The organism is Qipengyuania aestuarii (assembly GCF_019711535.1).
Lineage (GTDB): Bacteria > Pseudomonadota > Alphaproteobacteria > Sphingomonadales > Sphingomonadaceae > Qipengyuania > Qipengyuania aestuarii.
Window position 1 is genome coordinate 732,411 of record NZ_JAIGNP010000002.1, and the last position, 20,800, is coordinate 753,210.

The 20,800-nt window shown below is 62.5% G+C and carries 18 protein-coding genes; 10 read left to right on the forward strand and 8 right to left on the reverse strand.

The window, feature by feature from the left end; translation table 11 throughout:
* Positions 1 to 26 precede the first annotated feature (26 nt).
* Together ada and K3175_RS08690 are read left to right on the forward strand one after the other, a co-directional pair.
* Positions 27 to 1,106 (forward strand): bifunctional DNA-binding transcriptional regulator/O6-methylguanine-DNA methyltransferase Ada, encoded by a 1,080-nt coding sequence (gene ada / locus K3175_RS08685; protein WP_282098253.1) that lies wholly within the window; start codon positions 27 to 29, stop codon positions 1,104 to 1,106.
* Positions 1,107 to 1,204: 98 nt separating this feature from the next.
* Complete coding sequence (locus K3175_RS08690; RefSeq protein ID WP_221542950.1) at positions 1,205 to 1,621, forward strand: hypothetical protein; 417 nt, start codon at positions 1,205 to 1,207, stop codon at positions 1,619 to 1,621.
* A gap of 72 nt (positions 1,622 to 1,693) precedes the next feature.
* On the opposite strand, the gene K3175_RS08695 is transcribed toward K3175_RS08690, so the two are convergent.
* The 3 genes from K3175_RS08695 to K3175_RS08705 all read right to left on the reverse strand — a co-directional run bounded on the left by K3175_RS08695 (position 1,694) and on the right by K3175_RS08705 (position 4,594).
* The gene (locus tag K3175_RS08695; protein WP_221542951.1) at positions 1,694 to 2,356 is read right to left on the reverse strand and encodes a hypothetical protein; all 663 of its coding nucleotides are present in this window, start codon (positions 2,354 to 2,356) and stop codon (positions 1,694 to 1,696) included.
* A 305-nt stretch (positions 2,357 to 2,661) separates the two neighbouring features.
* Positions 2,662 to 3,705 carry a serine hydrolase domain-containing protein gene (locus K3175_RS08700; RefSeq protein WP_345719344.1) on the reverse strand — a complete coding sequence of 348 codons (1,044 nt, stop codon included), beginning with the start codon at positions 3,703 to 3,705 and terminating at the stop codon, positions 2,662 to 2,664.
* A gap of 94 nt (positions 3,706 to 3,799) precedes the next feature.
* Complete coding sequence (locus K3175_RS08705) at positions 3,800 to 4,594, reverse strand: helix-turn-helix domain-containing protein (protein WP_221542953.1); 795 nt, start codon at positions 4,592 to 4,594, stop codon at positions 3,800 to 3,802.
* Positions 4,595 to 5,008: 414 nt separating this feature from the next.
* Here K3175_RS08705 and K3175_RS08710 point away from each other — a divergent pair, with 414 nt between their 5' ends.
* Together K3175_RS08710 and K3175_RS08715 are read left to right on the forward strand one after the other, a co-directional pair.
* Positions 5,009 to 6,019, forward strand: a complete 1,011-nt coding sequence (locus K3175_RS08710; protein ID WP_221542954.1) for a CPBP family intramembrane glutamic endopeptidase — start codon at positions 5,009 to 5,011, stop codon at positions 6,017 to 6,019.
* A 59-nt stretch (positions 6,020 to 6,078) separates the two neighbouring features.
* On the forward strand, positions 6,079 to 6,831 hold the full coding sequence (locus K3175_RS08715) for a siderophore-interacting protein (protein ID WP_221542955.1): 753 nt from the start codon (positions 6,079 to 6,081) through the stop codon (positions 6,829 to 6,831).
* A 9-nt stretch (positions 6,832 to 6,840) separates the two neighbouring features.
* On the opposite strand, the gene K3175_RS08720 is transcribed toward K3175_RS08715, so the two are convergent.
* Positions 6,841 to 8,397, reverse strand: a complete 1,557-nt coding sequence (locus tag K3175_RS08720; RefSeq protein WP_221542956.1) for a cryptochrome/photolyase family protein — start codon at positions 8,395 to 8,397, stop codon at positions 6,841 to 6,843.
* Between the two features lie 33 nt (positions 8,398 to 8,430).
* The gene (locus tag K3175_RS08725) at positions 8,431 to 10,596 is read right to left on the reverse strand and encodes a primosomal protein N' (RefSeq protein ID WP_221542957.1); all 2,166 of its coding nucleotides are present in this window, start codon (positions 10,594 to 10,596) and stop codon (positions 8,431 to 8,433) included.
* Positions 10,597 to 10,661: 65 nt separating this feature from the next.
* Between K3175_RS08725 and K3175_RS08730 the strand changes: the two genes are divergently transcribed.
* The 4 genes from K3175_RS08730 to K3175_RS08745 all read left to right on the forward strand — a co-directional run bounded on the left by K3175_RS08730 (position 10,662) and on the right by K3175_RS08745 (position 14,387).
* Positions 10,662 to 11,387 carry a DUF4197 domain-containing protein gene (locus K3175_RS08730; RefSeq protein WP_221542958.1) on the forward strand — a complete coding sequence of 242 codons (726 nt, stop codon included), beginning with the start codon at positions 10,662 to 10,664 and terminating at the stop codon, positions 11,385 to 11,387.
* 66 nt (positions 11,388 to 11,453) lie between these two features.
* The gene (gene fsa / locus K3175_RS08735) at positions 11,454 to 12,113 is read left to right on the forward strand and encodes a fructose-6-phosphate aldolase (protein WP_221542959.1); all 660 of its coding nucleotides are present in this window, start codon (positions 11,454 to 11,456) and stop codon (positions 12,111 to 12,113) included.
* Positions 12,114 to 12,123: 10 nt separating this feature from the next.
* The gene (gene cobT / locus K3175_RS08740; protein ID WP_221542960.1) at positions 12,124 to 13,950 is read left to right on the forward strand and encodes a cobaltochelatase subunit CobT; all 1,827 of its coding nucleotides are present in this window, start codon (positions 12,124 to 12,126) and stop codon (positions 13,948 to 13,950) included.
* Positions 13,950 to 14,387 (forward strand): DUF7684 family protein, encoded by a 438-nt coding sequence (locus K3175_RS08745; RefSeq protein ID WP_221542961.1) that lies wholly within the window; start codon positions 13,950 to 13,952, stop codon positions 14,385 to 14,387. The genes cobT and K3175_RS08745 overlap by 1 nt, the downstream gene beginning before the upstream one ends.
* 64 nt (positions 14,388 to 14,451) lie before the next feature.
* On the opposite strand, the gene K3175_RS08750 is transcribed toward K3175_RS08745, so the two are convergent.
* Complete coding sequence (locus K3175_RS08750; RefSeq protein ID WP_221542962.1) at positions 14,452 to 14,913, reverse strand: hypothetical protein; 462 nt, start codon at positions 14,911 to 14,913, stop codon at positions 14,452 to 14,454.
* 40 nt (positions 14,914 to 14,953) lie between these two features.
* Here K3175_RS08750 and K3175_RS08755 point away from each other — a divergent pair, with 40 nt between their 5' ends.
* Complete coding sequence (locus K3175_RS08755; RefSeq protein ID WP_221542963.1) at positions 14,954 to 15,628, forward strand: nitroreductase; 675 nt, start codon at positions 14,954 to 14,956, stop codon at positions 15,626 to 15,628.
* Positions 15,629 to 15,812: 184 nt separating this feature from the next.
* Here K3175_RS08755 and K3175_RS08760 read toward each other — a convergent pair whose 3' ends face one another.
* On the reverse strand, positions 15,813 to 16,334 hold the full coding sequence (locus tag K3175_RS08760) for a hypothetical protein (protein ID WP_221542964.1): 522 nt from the start codon (positions 16,332 to 16,334) through the stop codon (positions 15,813 to 15,815).
* Between the two features lie 229 nt (positions 16,335 to 16,563).
* Between K3175_RS08760 and cysS the strand changes: the two genes are divergently transcribed.
* On the forward strand, positions 16,564 to 18,012 hold the full coding sequence (cysS, locus tag K3175_RS08765) for a cysteine--tRNA ligase (protein WP_221542965.1): 1,449 nt from the start codon (positions 16,564 to 16,566) through the stop codon (positions 18,010 to 18,012).
* 676 nt (positions 18,013 to 18,688) lie between these two features.
* On the opposite strand, the gene K3175_RS08770 is transcribed toward cysS, so the two are convergent.
* A complete protein-coding gene (locus K3175_RS08770) occupies positions 18,689 to 20,593 on the reverse strand; it encodes a hypothetical protein (RefSeq protein ID WP_221542966.1) in 1,905 nt (634 codons plus the stop codon).
* Positions 20,594 to 20,800: the final 207 nt, after the last annotated feature.

Genomic DNA, 20,800 nt, shown 5'->3' on the forward strand with positions numbered 1-20,800 from the left:
GGCATCACGCTAGGAAAGAGGCAGCCATGTCCGAGACGCCCGACACCATATCCATGACCGACGGCCCGCTCACGGACGGCCAGCTTACGGATGACCGGCGCTGGCGCATTGCATTGGCCAAGGACCGGCGCTTCGACGGCGTCTTCGTCACCGGCGTTCATTCCACCGGCATCTATTGCCGCCCGTCCTGCCCCGCGCGCGCGCCGAAACGGGAAAACGTGCGCTTCTATGCCGACCCTGCTGCGGCAGAGGCGGCGGGCCTGCGCGCCTGCAAGCGCTGCGCCCCCGATCAGCACAGCCGCGAAGAACAGGCGGTGCTGCACGCGCTGGCCGCGATGAAGGAGGCGGAGGACAGCCTCTCGCTCGACCGGCTCGGCGCGCTGACCGATTATTCGCCCACCCATTTCCAGCGCATCTTCACCCGCGCCGTGGGCCTGTCTCCCGCCGCCTACCAGCGCGCCCTGCGCCGCGAGCGGGCGGAAGAGGCGCTGGCGGGCGGCACCAGCGTGACCGGCGCGATCTACGAGGCGGGCTACACCTCGCCCTCGCGCTTTTACGACGACAGGAAGGACAGCGGCATGACGGCGAGCGACTGGAAGGATGGCGGCAGGGGCCGCACGGTGCACTGGGCCACGGTCGACACCACGCTCGGCACCATGCTGGTCGCCGCGACCGAGCGCGGGGTCTGCTGCCTGTCGTTCGGGGAGGGCGAGGCTGAATTGCAGGCCCGTTTCCCGCATGCCGAGCTGGCAGAGGGCGGGGAGGAATTCCGCCGCCTCTTCGAACAGGTCGCCGCCGCAGTCGAGGCGCCGCACAGCGCCGCCGCCGCCGACATCCCGCTGGATGTGAAGGGCACCGCCTTCCAGCAGCGCGTATGGCAGGCCCTGCGCGCCATCCCGCCCGGCGAAACGCGCAGCTACGGCCAACTTGCCGCCGCGCTCGGCAACCCCAAGGCCAGCCGCGCAGTGGGCGGGGCCAATGGGGCGAACAACATCGCCGTTCTCATCCCCTGCCACCGCGTAATCGCCGTTGACGGTGGGCTGGGCGGCTACGCCTATGGGAGCGAGATAAAAGCCGAATTGCTGCGGCGGGAGAAGGGAGGCTGACGCGGATGCCTGAAACTCACGACAGCCTATCCGCGAGGCAACTGCCTTGGAGAACAGGGGCTCTTGGTTGTATCTTTCCGATAATGGCCCTTGCTGGCGTGACATTCGGCATTGCTGCGTTCGACAGTTCCGTTGCCCAAGGTCTAGCCGAAACTGATCGCGGCAGCATTCTGAAGTTGACCGAAGAGATGACCGTGCGGGGCGTCAACGCCCCGCTATTACTTCTGGCTCTTTATGTCGGGTGGGAAACCTTCCGGTTTGGCTGGCGCTGGGCCGACGAAATTGCGGTCCAGGCAACCGATCTCGGGCTCGTTCCACATCGATCGACTCTGATTAGACCGATCCCGTGGCGCGAAGTATACGACGTGAAATTCTCGACGAACCGCAGGGCGCAGTCGCTTCTCATCAGGCTTCATGATGGGTCGACGAAGATCATTCGCGGAGTGAGCAATGACGAGATCATCTGTGAGAGGTTCGCTGCTCATGTCCGTGAACAGGTACGGATGGCTGAATGAGCGATATGAGCCCGCCCAATAACTGACGGCATAACTATCGTTTCGCGGCGGAATCGCTTCCGTTCGCGGAATTCAAAACGGCACTGGCCGGTGGAGATCGACGCTCAGCCTTCCGGGCTCGTCATAATGGATGGTCAGATCGGTCATGCTGTCGATCCGGATTTGGGCGTCGTCCCGACCCTGAATTATCGCAAGCGGATTTGGATTCGCCAGTCGCGCGCGCAGTCTGGCGGGGTTGTCGCATTCCGGCTGGAGGGGGTGTTGCGCCGTGCATCGCATGGTGAAGCCTTCCGCGTCCTTCAGATAGGCGTCGAGACGGGCAAGCGCCCATGCGGCGCGGTCGGGGTGTGCTGCCGCTGTTCCGATCAGGCGGACGTAGCCCGTGCCGGGACAGGCTTCGGCCTCGCGGGTAAGCGCCACCTCACGCTCTGCGCTTGCGCCCCTCCTCCGGTCGAACCACCAGGTGGGCGCGCCATCCTCCTCGCCCGCTCGCGCGATACCCGCAAGCCAGCGGGTGCGCAGGCAAAAGCCGTGTTGCGGGATCGGCTGCTCGGTCAGGATGAGCAGGGTGTCAGGCCTCATGTATTGTGGCAGTTGGATGGTCTGGCTCACAATCGGACGCTGATTGCGCCCTTCGAGCACCTTGTCGGCCAGTGCATCCAATTCGGCAGTCGAAGGATCGGGGATCATCACGAGGATAGCCGAAAAAATCGCCAGGATGAAAGAAGAGATCATGAGAGATTAGTGCAGGTAAGGCGGCTGCTTTGTCAATCATCGTCGAGTTTTTGAAAAACAGGGGCCAAATTATTTCCGCCAACATGAAAGACCCGTTTTTCCACATGCGTTTTTCATGCAACCTTTTGCGAATTATGGACATGACCATCACGTCTGTTCCTCTCGATCCGGCAAGAACCTGCGGCGCGGGCCGTTCTCGCAAATAAGGACAGGGCCACGCGCGACAATACAGTCGAGGTGAAGCGGCCGCGGCGCTGAATTGAGCGCGGCCCGATTTCCCCTAGCCCTCGCGGTTGCGCCTGGACCTAATGCGTGGTCCCGCCGCCGTGGTTCTGGTGCAGGACCGGCAAAATATACTTCTCGTAAAGCCGTTCGCTCTTGGCGTGGGCGTCACGTTGGCCGAAGTTCGTTGTCGTAATCACGGTGACCGAGTTGGTTTCTGGCTGGACGATCACTTTATTGCCGCCATTCCCGCTCATCAGCCTTGCCGATACGGTTTCGCCGCCGACAGAGAACGGCTGGATCCAGAACAGATACCCATATTCAAAGCCGCGGCCGTCATCGATCGATGCATGCGGTTCGAGCGATGCGCTGGCCCAGTCAGAGCTAAAGACCTGTGTCTGCCCGGCCTTGCCTGAATCGAGAAACAGCTGGCCAAGTGACGCCAGGCTTTTGCTCGTCAAGGCCAGCCCGCCGCCGCCCATCGCCACCCCAAGCGGCGAGAACTGCCATTCGGCCTTATCGATACCCAAGGGCGCGAAGAGGCGCGTCGCTGCAAAATCCTCCAGCTGCTTACCGGTCGCCTTCTCGATGACCGCGCCAAGCGTGACGACCCCTGCCGTGCAATAGGAGAAGGCCCGTCCATAAGGGCTGTCTTCGGGTCGCGCCGACCACGCGGGAAAGCCTCTGACCGGCAAGTCGAGATAGAAGCCGACCCAATCTTCGATCAGATACATGCGTTCTTCGTTGCCGCGCGAAAAGCTGTTGGAATCGTTGCATTCCGCAATCGAACTCATCGTCAGGAGATCTTCGACGGTGACGTTCTCTTTCCGCAAATCCGGGTTCAACGGCTCATGTTCGGGAAAGAAGCCGGGGATCTTTGCATCAAGGCCCAGCGTGCCGTCGGCAATCGCTATTCCCGCGAGCATTCCGGTCACCGTCTTTGTGGCCGAACGCGTGTTGCGAACGGCATTCGCGCCGCCTTCGTCGAAATAATGTTCGGCCAGCAATGCGCCGTCTTGCATGATAACGATACTGGTCACGCCGCTGAGTTCATCCTCCGCCGCAGCGGCAAGGGCCGTGTCGATATCACTTTCTCCTTGTGCCTGGACGGGTTGCGCGCTTGCCACCAGGGCAAGAAGGGGAAGAAGAATTTTCAAAGGTCTTACTCCAGTTTGATCGGAGGTGTCGCTAAGCTCGGGCGCGACGGGATTCTTGTACATTTCAAACCTGTGCGGCAGCCCGGCGATATCGTGCGGGCGAAGAACCGGCACGGCGGGTAAAGAACCTCGAAAAGTGCGCCTGATCGCAAAAGCCCAGGTCCAGTGAAATTTCGGCAAGGGATTGGCGACCAAGCTGCAGGCGTTCGCAGGCCCGTTCGAATTGCCGGTCGCGAAGCAACTGGCCTGCGGTCCTGCCGAACGACCGGCGAAACACGCGCGCAAGATGGACCGGATGTACATCGGCCTCGTAGGCCAGCTCTGCCAGCGTCATTGCCTCGGGCGATTCCTCCATCACTTTTTCATAAGCCCGCATTGTCCAGGGCGGCATGTGGGAACCGGGCGTTCCCTCGTCATGCCGCAGAAGCGCGAGAGTCACTTCGTCCAGAGTGACAGTGGCTGCGCCGAACTCCAGTTCCTCGATCACCTCTATCATGCGGGCAAGATCGGCCGGGTGCCGCGATACGCGCGCAACCCCTTCGCGGGATAGGTGGGGCGCGATGTTGATCGCCAGAAAACGTCCGGTGGGGCCGTAGAACCGGTCGCGGTGCGCAGTGCCTGCTGGATTGTCCACCAGGATGGGGGCCGCGGTTACCGGCGGCGCCCCTTCAGCCGTGGTGATGTAATTTCCTTCAAGGACGAAAATCAAATGGGCATCTTCATGCACATGCGGCTCGATTTCGATATCGCGGGCATTGAAGAAACCGAACCGAACCGCTTCGGATTCGTGATTTAGCGATTTTGACCCCCAGATTTCGCCATAGCTGCGTTGAATATAGTCCGGTTCGTGCCCCGCCATTCGATCCTCTATTTGTTGCAGCCCCGGTAAAGTCGCTTTCCTACATCAATATTGTCCGCAATCTACCCCAACCTTTGGCCGAATTCGGGCCGAATTCTTGCCGCCGATATGCAAAACCCGTTTTCCTACATGCGTTTTTTCTGCAATCTGTTTGCGAATGACGCACACGTTCACCTCAGCCCTTTCTTTCGGTTCGGCGCAGATCCACACGGGGCGAAGAGCGGAGTTCTTGGAAGTTGACAGCAGGGCATGCGAAAACCGCGCTCGGCACCGCAGAAAACAGGGCTTGGTGTGGAGGGGAAGAGTTTTTGAAAAACGCCCTGTCGGTGTCACGCTCTCGCGCTTCTCGAGGGCCGATGGCGAGTTTCAGGGGCGGCCGGAGCGGCCGATTGACGAATGAAAGGGAGGGGCGTTTTGGACGAGACACGTACACAGCAGGATATCACGCAGCACGAACTGGCGGACACCGCTAAGGAAAAACGCGGCAAATCCAAGGCGCGGCGGTTCTTCGATTTCCCGCTTGTCGCGCTGTTATCCGGGCTGCTGAGCTTCCTCGCGGCCGGGATCACTATCGGGTTGATCCTCTATACCGTCGCGGCGATTGCCGGGATTTCCGACATGGAGACAGCGCCTGTATGGCTGAGCGACTATTTCTCCGCGATCCTCATGGCCGTGGGCGCCGTGATGGTGGCCAAATTCTCGCTGCGCCATCTGGGTGAGGAACCGCGCGACGACTTGCCCTTCGATGCCCGGGCGCGCGACTTTTTCGTCGGACTGCTGTTCGCTGCCGTATTGATGAGCATGATGGTCGGCATCGCCGCGCTGCTGGGCGTGTACCGGATCGATGGCTGGGGCGGCAGCACCTCCTTCCTGACGCTGTTCCTGATGGCCGGCTTCCAGGCGGCGTTCTTCGAGGAGATCCTGTTTCGCGGCGTCATCTTCCGTTTTCTGGAGGAATTCTTCGGCAGCTGGGTCGCCCTGCTGATCTCGGCGCTGCTCTTCGGCCTCGTGCACTGGAGCAATCCCAACGGCACGCTGCTCGCGGCGCTGGCGATCGCGCTGGAGGCGGGCATCCTGCTCGGCGCGGCCTACATGCTCACGCGCAATCTGTGGCTGGCGATCGGCCTGCACTGGGGCTGGAACGTGGTGCAGGGCTATATCTGGGACGTGTCGGTGTCGGGCATCGCGGTGGATGGGCTGGTCGATGCCAAGCCCATGGGCGATCCGCTGCTGTCGGGCGGGGCGTTCGGGCTGGAAGCATCCGCCATCGCCATGGTGATGGCGACCGCGACGGGCATCTGGCTGCTCGTGAAAGCGGTGCGTATCGGGCACATCGTGCAGCCCTGGTGGGTGCGCCGCAGGACGGGCGCGGCGCTGCCGACCTCTACCCCTCCGATCTCGCCCACGCTTTCGGTGAAGCGGTGAACGAGAAAAACTGTGCTTTGACACCTTGAATTGCGAACCGTTCGCAATAAATGAGCGCGATGACGACAAGACCAGAACCCCGCACGCTCGAAGTGCTCAGCTCCGAAACGCTCTCTCCCTCCATGCACCGGCTCGCCCTGGGCGGGGCCGGATTGGCAAATTTCCCCGCAGGCCAGGCGGGCGGTTACATCAAGCTGATGTTGCCGGCAGAGGGCGAGCGGCCGGTCGTGCGGACCTATACGATCCGCCGCCAGACGCCCGAAGCGCTGACAGTCGACTTCGCACTCCATGGCCAGGAGGCTGCCGGACCGGCGACGCGGTTCGCGCTTGAAGCACAGCGCGGCGCCACCGTTCAGGTCGGCGGGCCGGGACCGGCCAAGCCCTTGCCGGCGGGGCGGGATTTCTATCTGGTGGCAGGCGACATGACGGCCCTGCCGGCGATCGGCGTCAATCTGGAAGCACTCGACCGGGAAGCAAAGGGGCACGCGGCGATCGAGATACAGGCCGAAGCCGACCGCCAGCCGATCGACGCGCCGCCCGGGGTGACGATCGAATGGATCGTGAATCCGCAGCCGGGGCTCGCGCCCGAACTGCTTGTCGAAGCGATGCGGGCGGCCGAACTACCCGATGGCAATGTCGCGGCATGGGCGGCCTGCGAGTTCTCCTCGATGCGCGCGCTACGGGAGTTCTTCCGCGGCGAGCTGGGCCTTGGCGGAGAGGATCTCTACATCTCCAGCTACTGGAAGCATGGGCTGGAGGAAACGAAACACAAGGTGCTCAAGCGCGAGGATGCGGAGGCGCAGGCGGCCTGAACTGGCGCGTCAGCTGCGCGCCCAATCGCTGTCGGCGGGGGTGAGCGTGTCCAGGAACGTCTCGGCGCTGTCGAGATATTCCTGGCGGCGGTCTTCGTCCATGCGGTCCCAGGTCGAATAGATCCGGCCGATGCGGTGGTTCTTTTCGAGCCGGTCGCGGTGGCGGTCCATAAAGTGCCAGTATAGCGGGTTGAACGGGCAGGCGCCTTCGCCTGTCTTCTTGCTGGGCGAATAGGCGCAGCCCGAACAGTAATTGCTCATCTTGTTGATGTAATTGCCGCTCGCCGCATAGGGTTTGGAGGCCAGCTTGCCGCCATCGGCATAGAGGATCATCGCCGCCACATTGGGCAATTCGACCCATTCATAGGCATCGGCGTAGACGACCAGATACCAGTCCTGCACCTCGCGCGGGTCGATGCCCGCCAGCAGCGCGAAATTGCCCAGCACCATCAGCCGCTGGATATGGTGCGCATGGGCATTGTCGCGGGTGGAGCGGATGGCATCGGCAAGGCAGGCCATGTCGGTTTCGCCGGTCCAGTAGAAATCGGGCAAGCCGCGCTGGGCGTTCAGCGCATTGGCCTTCTGGAGGTGCGGCATCTGGTGCCAGTAGAAGCCCCGCACATATTCGCGCCAGCCGATGATCTGGCGAATGAAACCCTCGACTGAATTGATCGGGGCCTTGCCGTCCTTATAGGCCTTCTCGGCGCGCTGGCAGAGCTCCAGCGGATCGAGCAGGCCGAGATTGATGCTGGTGGACAGCATGGAGTGGAAGAGGTCGTCCTCGCCCGCCACCATCGCGTCCTGATAGGGGCCGAAGCATTCGATCCGTTCGGCGAAGAAGGCGTCGGCGGCTTCCTCCGCCTCGTCGCTGGTGACGGGCCAGCGGAATGTCTCCAGACTGCCGAAGTGATCGCCGAAGCGGTCCTCGACCAGTTCGATGCACTCCTGCGTGATCTGGTCGGGCTCGAACTTCGGGCGTTCGGGGGCCGAGAGGCCTTCCTTCGGCGGCTTGCGGTTCTCGCTATCGTAATTCCACTCGCCGCCCTCGGGCTTGTCGCCGTCCATTAAGAGACCCGTCTTGCGGCGCATCTCGCGGTAGAAATATTCCATGCGCAGCGTGTCGCGGTCTTCCGCCCAGTCATCGAATTCGGCCTGGGTGCAGATGAAGCGGTCGTCGCGCAGGATTTCGACCTCGCAGGCGAACTTGTCCGCCCACTGGTCCATCTCCTCGCGCACCCGCCACTCGCCCGCCTCGACCACGCTGACCAGCCGCGGCGAATGCTCCTCGATGGCGCGAGCAACCTCGCCGGTGAAGCTGCCCGCATTGCCATCATCGTCCAGCTTCACATAGTTGACCGTCCACCCCGCATCGCGCAGTTCTTCGGCAAAGTGCCGCATGGCGGAAAAGATCAGCACGATCTTCTGCTTGTGATGTTTGACGTAAGTGGCCTCGTCCCACACCTCCATCATCAGGATGACGGTATCGTCCTTGGTGCGGCCCCGGATCGAGGCAAGGTTGCGGGTCAGCTGGTCGCCAAGGATCGGAACGAGAACGGGGCCGGACATAGTCGCTCAATGCGCGACTGCTAATAGAGTGCCTCAGACGAAGCTGTACGGATCCACATCAACCGCCACGCGCACTCCTGGGGGATGGTCGATGCGGGCCAGCCAGCGGCGGATCACGTCCTGCAACTGCACGCTGCGCCGGGCGTTCATCAGCAGGCGGTAGCGATAGCGGCCGCGCAATTGCGCCATGGGGGCGGGGGCGGGGCCCAGGATCATGCAATCGGCGACATCGGGGCGCGTGTCGCCGATGCGGCGGGCGGCCTCGCGCGCTTCGGCTTCGTCTTCTGATGAGACGATGATCGAGGCCCAGCGGCCAAAGGGCGGGGCGCCCGCATCGCGGCGCATCTCGGTCTCGGCGGAATAGAAGGCGTTGCGGTCTCCGGCGGCGAGCGCGGCGATTACGCTGGCTTCGGGATGGCGGGTCTGGATCAGCACTTCGCCGGGCTTGGCCCCGCGGCCCGCACGGCCCGCCACCTGCGCCACCTGCTGATAGGTCCGCTCGCCCGCGCGCAGATCGCCGCCTTCGAGGCCGAGATCGGCATCGACCACGCCGACCAGCGTCAGTTCGGGAAAGTGGAAGCCCTTGGTGACAAGCTGCGTGCCGACGATCACATCCACCTCGCCCGCATCGACCTGCGCGATGAATTCCGCCGCGCGGCCGGGGGAATTGAGCGTATCCGATGTCGCCACGAACACCCGCGCTTCGGGCAGCCGCTCGGCCACTTCATCCGCGATCCGCTCGACCCCGGGACCGCAGGCGACCAGGCAATCGGGCTCGCCGCATTCCTGGCAGGCGGCGGGGCTGGGCGCTTCGTGGCCGCAGTGATGGCAGGCGAGGCGGCGGGTGAAGCGGTGCTCCACCAGCCAGGCGCTGCAATTGGGGCACTGGTAACGAAAGCCGCAATTGCGGCACAGCGTCAGCGGGGCATAGCCGCGGCGATTGAGGAAGAGCAGCGATTGCTCCCCGCGCTCCAGCCGTTCGGCCACCCCGTCCACCAGCCGCTGCGCCAGCCACATGCCCTGCGGCGGCTTTTCCTCGGTCAGGTCGATGATGTCGATGCTGGGCAATTGCGCGCCGCCGAACCGGCTTGGCAGATCGACCTTCTCGTAGATCCCGCTCTCGGCCATCTGCAGGCTTTCGAGCGCGGGCGTGGCGCTGGCGAGGATGATGGGAAACTGTTCGAAATGCGCGCGCATCACGGCCACGTCGCGCGCGTTGTAGCGCACGCCATCTTCCTGCTTGAAGCTGGTTTCATGCGCTTCGTCGACCACGATCAGGCCGAGCCGGGCGAAGGGCAGGAACAGCGCAGACCGCGCGCCGACGACCACTTGCGCCTCGCCGCTGGCCACGGCGCGCCAGGCCCGCCGCCGCTCGGTCGATTTGAGCGAGGAGTGCCACAGCACCGGCACCGTGCCGAAGCGTTCTTCGAAGCGGTGGAGGAAGTTTTCCGTCAGCGCGATTTCGGGCAGCAGGACCAGCACCTGCCGCCCCATGCGCAGCGCTTCGGCCACGGGTTCGAAATAGGTTTCTGTCTTGCCCGATCCCGTGACCCCATCGAGCAGGAAGGGCGCGAATTTCCTGTCGCGCACGGCCTTGGAAAACAGGTCCGACGCCTCGCGCTGCTGATCGCTCAAATCCACAGCTGCGAAATCGGGCCGCGCTTCGGGATAGGGGCGGTCGCAATCGACCTCCACCGGCTCCAGCACGCCCTGGTTCACGAGGCCCCGCAGCACGCCTTCGGATACGCCCGCAATGCCCGCCAGTTCGCGGATGGTCGCCTGTTCGCCCTCCAGCGCCTCCATCGCCGCTTCGCGCTGCGCGGTCATGCGTTCGGGCATGCCGCCGGTCAGGCGGTATTCGGTGATGCTGGCCGGCCCTTTCAGCGCGCCGCCCGAAGACAGCGCCATCCGCGCCACGCTGGCGAGCGAGGCGACGTAATAATCGGCCGTCCATTCGATTAGCCGCCGCAGGGGCGCGGAAAGCGGCGGGATCGGAAACAACCCCCTGAGGCCGCGCAATTTCTCCGCAGGAACGTCCGTCCCGGGAAGCCGTTCAGCCTCCCAGACGATCCCCACCACGGTGCGTGGACCCAGCGGGCATTCCACCACCTGGCCGAGTTCGACGTTCATGCCATCGGGCACCTTGTAGTCGAGCGGGCCCAGCGCGGCATTGAGGACGAGGCAGCGGACGCGGTTCATTGAGGCGCCATATGGGCGGGGTAGAGTGCAGGAAACAAGGGTGGGACTTTGTGAGGAGTGATAAAATGACAGATATTCTCGTGAAACCCGCCGCGCGCGCTTCGATGCTGGACCAGAGACACGGGCGGCGCGCCTTTCTTGGCGGGCTGTCGCTCGGCGGGGCGGGGCTGGCGCTGGCGGGCTGTGCCAGCCTGCCCGGCTTCAGCATGGTCGATGCGGTGCAGCGCATCCTGTTCCTGTCCACCGACCGCGCTTTCGGGCGGATGCTCAATTCGGGCGGCTTCTGGGATCAGCAGGTAGCCACGCTCGGCCTCAACAACCTTCTCGGCACGCGGGGCGATGTGCTGTCGCGCATCCTCACCTCGGCCCTGTTCAAGGACCGCCTGCAGGATGCCTTTGCCGATATCGCCTATGACGGGGCCCAGCGCGCCGCCCCGCTGGTGACCGATGCGGTGCGCACGATCGGCATCCAGAACGCGATCGATCTGGTCAATGGCGGGCCGACCGCGGCGACCGGTTTCCTGCGCGATTCGATGGGCCGCGCGCTGATCGATGCGATGGTGCCCGAACTGGGCGATGCCATGCGCGTGGCGCAGGATCCGCTGGTCGGCGAGCTGGTCTCCGCGCTCGCGGGCCGCAATTTCGCCGATGCCACCGCGCGCTTCGCCAACAATCTCGACGATACGATCTGGCGCGAGATCGGGCTGGAGGAAGCGGCCATCCGCCGCGATCCGCGTTCCACCCGCGATCCGCTGATTATCGGCGTGTTCGGCACGGCCTCGCGCCTCTAGCCGCCGCGCACCCCAATCGCTAAGGCTGCCGGGGAATCGCAAATCGCTTCCCCGGAGCCTGATCACATGAAATTCTTCGTCGACACCGCCGACATCGCCGACATCAAGGAAATGGCCGACACCGGCCTGCTCGATGGCGTCACCACCAACCCCTCGCTGATCGCCAAGTCGGGTCGCGACTTCATGGAAGTGACCAAGGAAATCTGCGATCTCGTGGATGGCCCGGTCAGCGCCGAAGTCGTCGCGCTCGATCACGAGACGATGATGAAGGAAGCCGAAACGCTGCGGAAGATCGCGGACAATGTCTGCATCAAGGTGCCGCTGACGATCGATGGCCTCAAGACCTGCAAGAAGCTGACCTCGGACGGTACCAAGGTAAACGTCACACTGTGCTTTTCCGCCAATCAGGCACTGCTGGCCGCCAAGGCCGGCGCGACCTTCGTGTCGCCTTTCGTGGGCCGCCATGACGATAATGGCCTCGACGGCATGGAACTGATCGCCGACATCCGCCGCATCTACGACAATTACGATTTCGGCACCGAAATCCTCGTCGCCAGCATCCGCAACCCGGTCCATGTGCTGAAAAGCGCGCTGATCGGGGCCGATGTCGCGACCATGCCGCCTGCCGTCATCAAGGGGCTGTTCAAGCATATCCTGACCGACAAGGGCATCGAAGGTTTCGTTGCCGACTGGGAAAAGACTGGCCAGACGATCCCGACGTCCTAACTAGGAAACCATGGCAGACCAGACCCCCCTCGACCTGTTCAAGCAGGCGCTGACCGGCACGGCCCGCGCAATCGCGCAAGAACCCGAGGTCGAGGTGGCCTGGAGCGCGGACAGTCCCGCCCAATCGGGCAAGAACTTCCGCGTGCCTCTGCCCGGCCGCACGCTCCCGCCCGAACAGGCGCGGGAAGCGCGCGGTTTTGCCGACAGTTTCGCGCTCAAGCTGCGCCATCATAACGAAAGCGTGCACGCCAAGGGCGCGCCGCCCGAACCGATTGCGCGCGCCTGCTACGATGCGATCGAGCGGGTACGGTACGAAGCGATCGGCTCCACGCGCTTTTCGGGCATGAAGGGCAATCTCGATGCCGCGGTGGAATTGCGCACGGCCAGCGATCCCATCGCGCGCGCCAATGAGTCGAAAGAAGTACCACTGCCGACCGCGCTCTCGCTCATGCTGCGCGAGGCGCTGACGGGCGAGGCCATCCCCGAACGCGCGCAGCACGGGGTCGATCTTGTGCGCGAGGAAATCCTGTCGCGCATCGGCACGGATATGGAAGACCTCGCGGGCGCGCTGGATGATCAGCGCGCCTTCCAGGATCTGACACTCGACATGCTGCGGCATCTCGAACTGACGCTGCCCGACACGCCCGAGGACGAGAGCCGCGACGATGGCGAGGACGAGGAAGGCGAGGCGCCCGAGGAAGATCAGGATTCCGACGAGGAAGACGACGGCGAGGCCCAGCCGCAGGAAAGCGATGCGCGCGGCGAAGTCGTCGACGGCGAGGCTGACGGCGATGCCGAACAGGACACCGATGGCGAGCAGGAAATGTCGGACGGCGATCCGTCGGACGAGGAGGGGGAAGGCATGCAGCCCGTCCGCCCGAACCGCCCGTGGACCGACCTGCCCGAAGATTTCGACTACAAGCACTATACCGACAAGTTCGACGAGGTGATCGAAGCGCCCGAGCTGTGCGATCACGAGGAACTGGACCGGCTGCGCACCTATCTCGACAGCCAGCTGGCGGGATTGCAGGGCGTGGTGACACGGCTCGCCAACCGGCTCCAGCGCCGCCTGATGGCGCAGCAGAACCGCAGCTGGGATTTCGACCAGGAAGAAGGCATGCTCGATGCCGCGCGGCTGACCCGCGTGGTGGTCAGCCCCGGCCATGCATTGAGCTACAAGATCGAGCGCGATACCGAGTTCAAGGACACGGTCGTCACCCTGCTGATCGACAATTCGGGGTCCATGCGCGGCCGCCCGATCTCCATCGCCGCCATCAGCGCCGATATCATGGCGCGCACGCTCGAACGCTGCGGCGTGAAGACCGAAATCCTCGGCTTCACCACCCGCGCGTGGAAGGGCGGGCAGAGCCGCGAGGCATGGCTGGCCGACGGCCGCCCCGCCAATCCCGGCCGCCTCAACGATCTGCGCCACATCGTCTACAAGAAAGCCGACGAGCCATGGCGCCGCGCGCGCCGCAATCTCGGCCTGATGATGCGTGAAGGCCTGCTGAAGGAAAATATCGACGGCGAGGCGCTGCTCTGGGCACACACCCGCCTACTCGCCCGCCCCGAAGACCGCCGCATCCTGATGGTGATTTCCGACGGTGCCCCGGTGGACGACAGCACGCTGAGCGTGAACCAGGCCGGCTATCTCGAAAGCCACCTGCGCAAGGTGATCGACTGGATCGAGAAGCAGTCGCCCGTGCAATTGGTCGCCATCGGCATCGGCCACGACGTCACTCGCTACTACAAGCGCGCGGTGACGATCATGGACGTGGAACAGCTCGGCGGCACGATAGTGGAGCAGTTGGCTGGGTTGTTCGAGGTGGAGGGCTGATGCGCAGGCAGCGCGTGGAATATCTTCACCTTCCGCCGGAAACCACGCCCGCTCCTCTCGAAAAGCTTCCCCGGCGTATGATCGTTCTGGTTGAAGCTGATGTGTCGAACGACTGGCAAAACGATGTCAGCGAGTGGATCATCGAAAGCGGCTGTCTCTTCATGATGGCGTGGGGCCGGGACTGCAGCTCGTGGGATGACAGCGTGGACTGGGCAAATCTCGAGCGCTTCGATTTCGAACCGATCCCCGAAGAAGCCACAGTGATGACGACCTGGCACGAAGACGATTCGCTTGAAGAGGTTTTCGACTTCGACGTGCGCTGCGCCTTTCACCAGACGACTGAGATGCCTCTGGTCACGATCGTTCATATCGCCGACGAACCGCGGCGAGACGATTTACTGCAACAGTATCAGCGTATAGCTCTGAGGGAAGGATAAGGGGCGTCGGACAACTCGGCGGGACCATGATCGAGCAGCTTGTGGGATGGTTCGAGGTTGAGGATTAGTTTTCTATCGAGGCGAAGATCGGGACTCCGTCTTCAAACCAGACTTGGTAGACCGTATCAGAAGAACCGAACCCGATTTGCGCTCTGAGTTTTCCTCGCTTTGTCCCGAGTGGTGAAGCATAAATCCAATCTAGGTCTTCGAGCTGAAGCCCTTCATCTGATTGGACCCCATCCTCATCTTCTTTATCGGCTTCTGCCTTGATTTTCGGGAATGCTGCCCGCTTCAATTCGTCAATCGTGGCATAAATCTCGTTCCATTGCTGAATTTGTTCAGCGTCGGGTCCGGAGCTGTCTCCGAAAAAGATAACGCAAATTTCTCCCTTCGGAGTAGAAACGCGGTCATCGGTTATCCAGATGAAACTGTTTCTGCCAATGCGTTTGCCCACCTTTAGCTTTCCCACAATCGGTAATGACACCTCTTGAGGTTCGACCTTGCGAAAGAGCGAGAATATTTTCATGCACCTCCTTTAAAATTCAAATTGATAAGGTTTGATTGCGTTGGAAGTCACCGAAGCCGTCCAGACCCGCCGCTCGATCCGCAAGTTCACCGACCAGAAGGTGGACCGCGAAACGCTCACCCGCGTGCTCGAAAAGGCGCAGCGCTCACCCTCGGGCGGGAATACGCAGCCGTGGCACGGCATCCTGCTCACCGGCCAACCGATGCAGGCGCTGTTCGACCGGATCGCGCAGGAATTCCCCAAGGGGCGCGAGGCGCATAAGCCCGAATACCATATCTACCCGCCCGAACTGGACGGCGCGTACGAACAGCGCCGTTTCGGCGTGGGCGAGGACCTGTATGGCGCGCTCGACATCTCCCGCGAGGAGAAGGGCAAGCGCCTGATGTGGTTCGCCGAGAACTTTCGGGCATTCGGGGCGCCGGTGCTGATGCTGGTCCACACGCCCAAATACATGGGCCCGCCGCAGTGGAGCGATATCGGCATGTGGCTGCAGACCATCGCCCTGCTGCTGCGCGAGGAGGGGCTCGACAGCTGCTTCCAGGAAGCCTGGGCGATGTATTCCCCGCAGATCCGCGAGATGGTCAGTATCCCGGAGGACCACATTTTCTTCTGCGGCATGGCCATCGGCTACCGCGATAAAGATGCGGCGGTGAACAATTTCGACGTGAAGCGCGCCGGGCTGGGCGAGGCCGTGCGGTTCGAGGGGTGGGGCTGAGCCTCACTATCCGGTCCTCGGGTTGAGATTTCGGTCGTTGGATTGCTTCGCTTCGCTCGCAATGACGTCGTTATAAATCTTACCCGTCATTGCGAGGAGCGGAGCGACGCGGCAATCCATTGCCCGAGCTACCTCACAGTTTGGGAAGGGGCGCCGCTTCCGCAGCCCCCCACACCCTGCTCGCTCAGTAAGCGCAGACCGAGAAATCGCTGCCGCTCCAGCACGCCGGGTCCTGCGCCGAGCGGGTGGCCTGGCCCCAGCGCGAATTGATGCCGTCGGAGGTCATGCCGCGCACTTCAGCGGTCTTGCTGTCGATCTTCGAGACGCTCACGCTCAGGATACGGCCATAGATCGCGCCGTCGCCCGATTGCGACATCAGGGTGAAACCGCCGTTCGACTGGGGCGAGAACTGGCACGGCGCGTCCAGCACTTCCTCGCCGCCGCTCATGATCTTGCAATCGACGATGCGTTCGCCGGTTGCAGGGGCCGGGGTGCTGGTTTCGCTTGCAGCGTCCGCGCCCGTTTCACCGGCGGGTTCCGCAACGTCCTGCGTCTCGGCGCCATCGGCAGAGGTTTCGGCAGCGGTATCCTGCATGGAGCCATCGACAGTCTCCACATCGCCTGCTTCCGAAGTATCGGCGTCTTGCGACGAGCAAGCGGTGGCAAGAATTGATGCGCCGAGAACAAGTGCGAGACGGTTGATCATGGAGGCTCCGGTAATAATGGCTTCGAACGGTGTGAAGTATTTCGAAGTAAAGGATGAGACCTGCCAACGGGGGGTGGCGGGTTGTGTTCCGTGAGTTGGTGCGATGCGGCAAATAATCGCACCGTCGCCCCTGATCTGGAAAGCCGGGCGGTGGATTGCCGCGTCGCTTCGCTCCTCGCAATGACGTCAGGCAATTGACCCGCGCGCCCGCTGCCGCCAAACGCCATCCATGACCGAAACCCCGCTCAAGCTGTTCAACTCGCTCACCCGCCAGATCGAGACCTTCACCCCCGTCCATCCGGGCGAGGCGCGGGTCTATTCCTGCGGCCCCACGGTCTACAACTACCCCCATATCGGCAATATGCGCGCCTACGTGTTCGCCGACATCCTGGGCCGCACACTCAGCTGGAAGGGCTACGATCTCACCCACATCATCAACATCACCGATGTCGGCCATCTGACCGACGACGGCGATGCGGGCGAGGACAAGATGGAGAAGATGGCGGCGCAGAAATCGCAGTCGATCTGGGACATCGCCAAGCATTATACCGAGGCCTACTGGGAAGACGTGCGGGCATTGAACATCCGCCAGCCGGCCAAATGGTCGGTCGCCACCGATTACATCGACGAGATGATCGACTTCGCGCAGGGCATTGCCGACAAGCATTGCTATGAACTGGGCAGCGGCCTCTATTTCGACGTCTCGACCGTGGACGATTACGGCAAGCTAGCCCGCGCCGTCACCGAGGAGGGGGAAGGCCGCATCGAAACGGTCGAGGGCAAGCGTAATTCCGCCGATTTCGCCATCTGGCGCAAGACCCCCGCTGGCGAGACGCGGCAGATGGAATGGGACAGCCCCTGGGGCAAAGGCGCGCCCGGCTGGCATCTGGAATGCTCGGTCATGGGCGGCAAGCTGCTGGGCTTCCCGTTCGACATCCACACCGGCGGCATCGACCACCGCGAAATCCACCACCCCAACGAAATCGCGCAGAACCAGGCGCATTGCTGCACCGGCGGGCTGGGCGAGGCCGAGAACAGCGGCGCGCGCATCTGGATGCACAACAATTTCCTGGTCGAACGCAGCGGCAAGATGAGCAAGAGCTCGGGCGAATTCCTGCGCCTGCAGCTGCTGATCGACAAGGGCTATCATCCGCTCGCCTACCGCATGATGTGCCTCCAGGCGCATTACCGCAGTGAACTGGAATTCAGCTGGGAAGGGCTGGGCGCCGCGCTCACGCGGCTGAAGCGGATGGTGATGGCGGTGGAGCGGCTGAAGGAAGACCTCGCCGGCGATGCCGACCACCCGAAATTCGCCCCCATGCGCGAAAAGTTCGCCGCCGCCATGGCCGACGATCTCAACACCCCCATCGCGCTGGTGGCGCTGGAGGAAGCGCTGGCGGTCAAGAAGGTCGACAACGGCGTGAAGCACGCCGTGGTGGAGGAAATGGACCGCGTCCTGGGCCTCGATCTGTTCGACCTCACCCGCGAAGACCTGCGCATCCGCCCGCAATCGGCCGAAATCGAGGAAGAGGAAATCGAAGCCGAAATCCTGCGCCGCAAGGATGCGAAGGTGCAAAAGGACTACGCCACCAGCGACGCCATCCGCGCGAGCCTCGCCGCCAAGGGCGTGGAAGTCATGGACGGCGACCCGCTGGGCTGGGAGTGGAAGCTGGATTGATTTTTTGGGGGGCGGCGCAGTGCTGCACAGTCCCCCATGGATTGCCGCGCTACGCTCGCAATGACGCGGTGCGTTTCCTCCCGTCATTGCGAGGAGCCAAAGGCGGAGACGAAGACGGCCCGGCCGGGCCACCCGGCATTCCATGACGCAGATTTTCACAAAGAAGCCACGTCGGTCCATGGATCGCCACGCTAGCCTCGCGATGACGAGGCAAGGTCTTCAGCCGTCATTGCGAGGAGCGAAGACCGCGTACCCTCCCGGCAAGTCGCACCCCTCGCTCCATGGACTGGTTGGCCAACATTGGCCGCCGTCGGGCCCGCGACGGCGCGCAGTGACGAGAAAGTTTCCCCACCCCGTCACCCCGGACCCCGATCCGGGGTGGTGCTTGCTTGCTCGTCAGCAAAAACCAGCACTGGCCCGGATCAAGTCCGGGCCGACGCGGGGAGCTGATTGTCCTAACGCGCCATTGCGGAGAGCGAAGCCACATCGGCAATCCACGCTCTTGCGAAAAATCTGCCCTTCGCCGGATCTACGCTTAGTGCTTCCTGGGATACGTCATCGGTTTTTGCCATGAACCGACGATCGATATGAACTGACGGTTTTCCCTTCCCGGTGTCAGTTAAACGAAGAGTAATTCTGGCATGCGGCTCCAAAAATATCGGCAGTCGAGGCGTTCCTACCGACCCACCCCCGAGATCGAACATTGGAAATTCTGGACCTCACTCTCGATATAGCGCTGCCAACTGCCGTTTAGCGTAACGCTCGGTTGGCGCGGTGGTGTGAACTCGTTGATTGAGACGTTGCCGAGCGAAATCAACGTCACGATGCGATGTTCGTAGATCACTCGCCCCTTGTAGATTGCCATGAACTTCCCGCCATCGGTGTCACGCCCGTATGAATTCCCTGATGTTGCGTCGAGCAGCGCCCACGAGGCTTGGATGGTGGGAAGCGCGGCACGCCCCGATGGACCTATCTTGCAGAGCTCGCGTGCCGCGATATCAGCCGCCTTGAGGGAATCGCTGCGTTTGTAACCTTGATTCTCGATCGTTGATGCCCGTTGCGCTCCTGATTCGATGATCTGAGTGAGGATCGGCACGGCAGCATCACCCATCAGGGCCAACCTCCTGATGACGCTGTGTAGTCGATCCGCGCGCTCGGGAATGCTCAGCGCCTCGACCACATGTGGTGGCGGTGGGTTGAAAAAGCGATCTGGCAGCCTGGCAACAAGTCCGTCCAAACGGTAGACCGCCTCGCGGTTGTCCAAGTTCTTTCCTTCAACCAGGCGGTTAAGTGCGGCTTCACCGACTTCCGGAAATTCGTCACCCAGCCTGTCCAGAAATTTCCAGTTGAAATCGATCTCGGTGAAACGGGGATCAGCGACAGCCTTCGCCAGAAGCGCTGCGTCATCCGGCTTCGCGCCGTTCTGAACAATGTCGATTGCAATCGAATTTGCCAGCATGATTCCGGCATCGTCGCGTTCGCGACGTGGATCGGCAAGTGCCGAGGCGAGCAACTCTCGCATCCGTGCGGAGGCCGTGGCATCGGGAATGTCCGGATCGAAAGCAATTAGGCTACGTAGCGCGGTCACGCTGTCCCAGTCCCAGCGGCTATCGCCGACCGTTGTGCGGTTCCAAGCCCAGGGACCTCTGAACGGCAGCTGCGGTATAAGCGGTACCGACAAGATCGAGGCATAGGCGTTTGTGAAGCGTCCAACCGGTCGCTTCGAACGGGCATCATGCCGATAGACAGTGATACGCTCCCCTTGTGTTTTACCCGGCGCCATTGACCAGCCGTTGGGGCGGTCGACCGGTGGGAGGGCGATGCGCTCGATTGTCCAGTCGGGACGGATGCGTCCGCTCACGCGCACGAGGCAGTCGCCGCCCGCTACCCGTGCTTCAACGACTTCCTTGAGGCCGAGCTTCGGTGTAAAGTCGGCGCTGCCTTCGCCGCGTGACCAACTGCCCCACGTCTGAGCGCCCGCAGTATAGGTGAATTGCGGACAAACCGGTCGCTGCTCAACCGTGTAAGCCATTCCTGTCTGGCCAGGCTGACCGATGTACACCGTCTTCGCAATCCCGTTGTAGAGGAGGCGTAAGCACAGATCGTCACAGCTATTGTCCGCCTTCTGCAAACCGCCGGTTCTTTCGTCGCGCAACAGTGCCACCGTGCCGCCGATCGTAAGCGGCTGCGCTGGACGGAAATCATTGGCGACGGCGGCGGCAATGCTTTCTCGCGTCTCCGCATTTATAAGCATTGGCAGTGCCCAGCCGAATGCAAGAGGGAGCACCAGCGCGGCGAGCGCTGCTTTCCACCATGCCGCGCTTAGATTGCGCAGCGCGGTATAAGGCAAAGCAAACAGCCAGCCATAAAGCGCGATCGTCGGCGCGCAGACGAGGATGAGCCCGGGCAAGATCAGGAAAGAGCCGAAGACCACCAAGATCGGCATAGTTAGCGCGGCCAGTGCCAACGCCGTGAATGCAAAAAGCGCGGTTAGCGCATTCTTTTCTAATTTTCGCATCGCAAGTAGCGATATCCCGAAATAGTTAACGAGTTCGGCTGACACGCGTATGATAAAACGCATGAATACATCCGCTCTTCAGGTTTTTTATTGAAAAAGTGGATTGTGAGCTACCCACCCATTGTCAGATATCACACCTGTCCCGCGCTGCGCATAAAGTAGCCGTTAGGGGTGCGCATTGGGCGTATAACCTTCCCCGCACGCCACCCCAAACCATCCTCACCACCCCCCAAATCCCACCCCGCACTTGATCCGCGCGCCCGCTTCCCG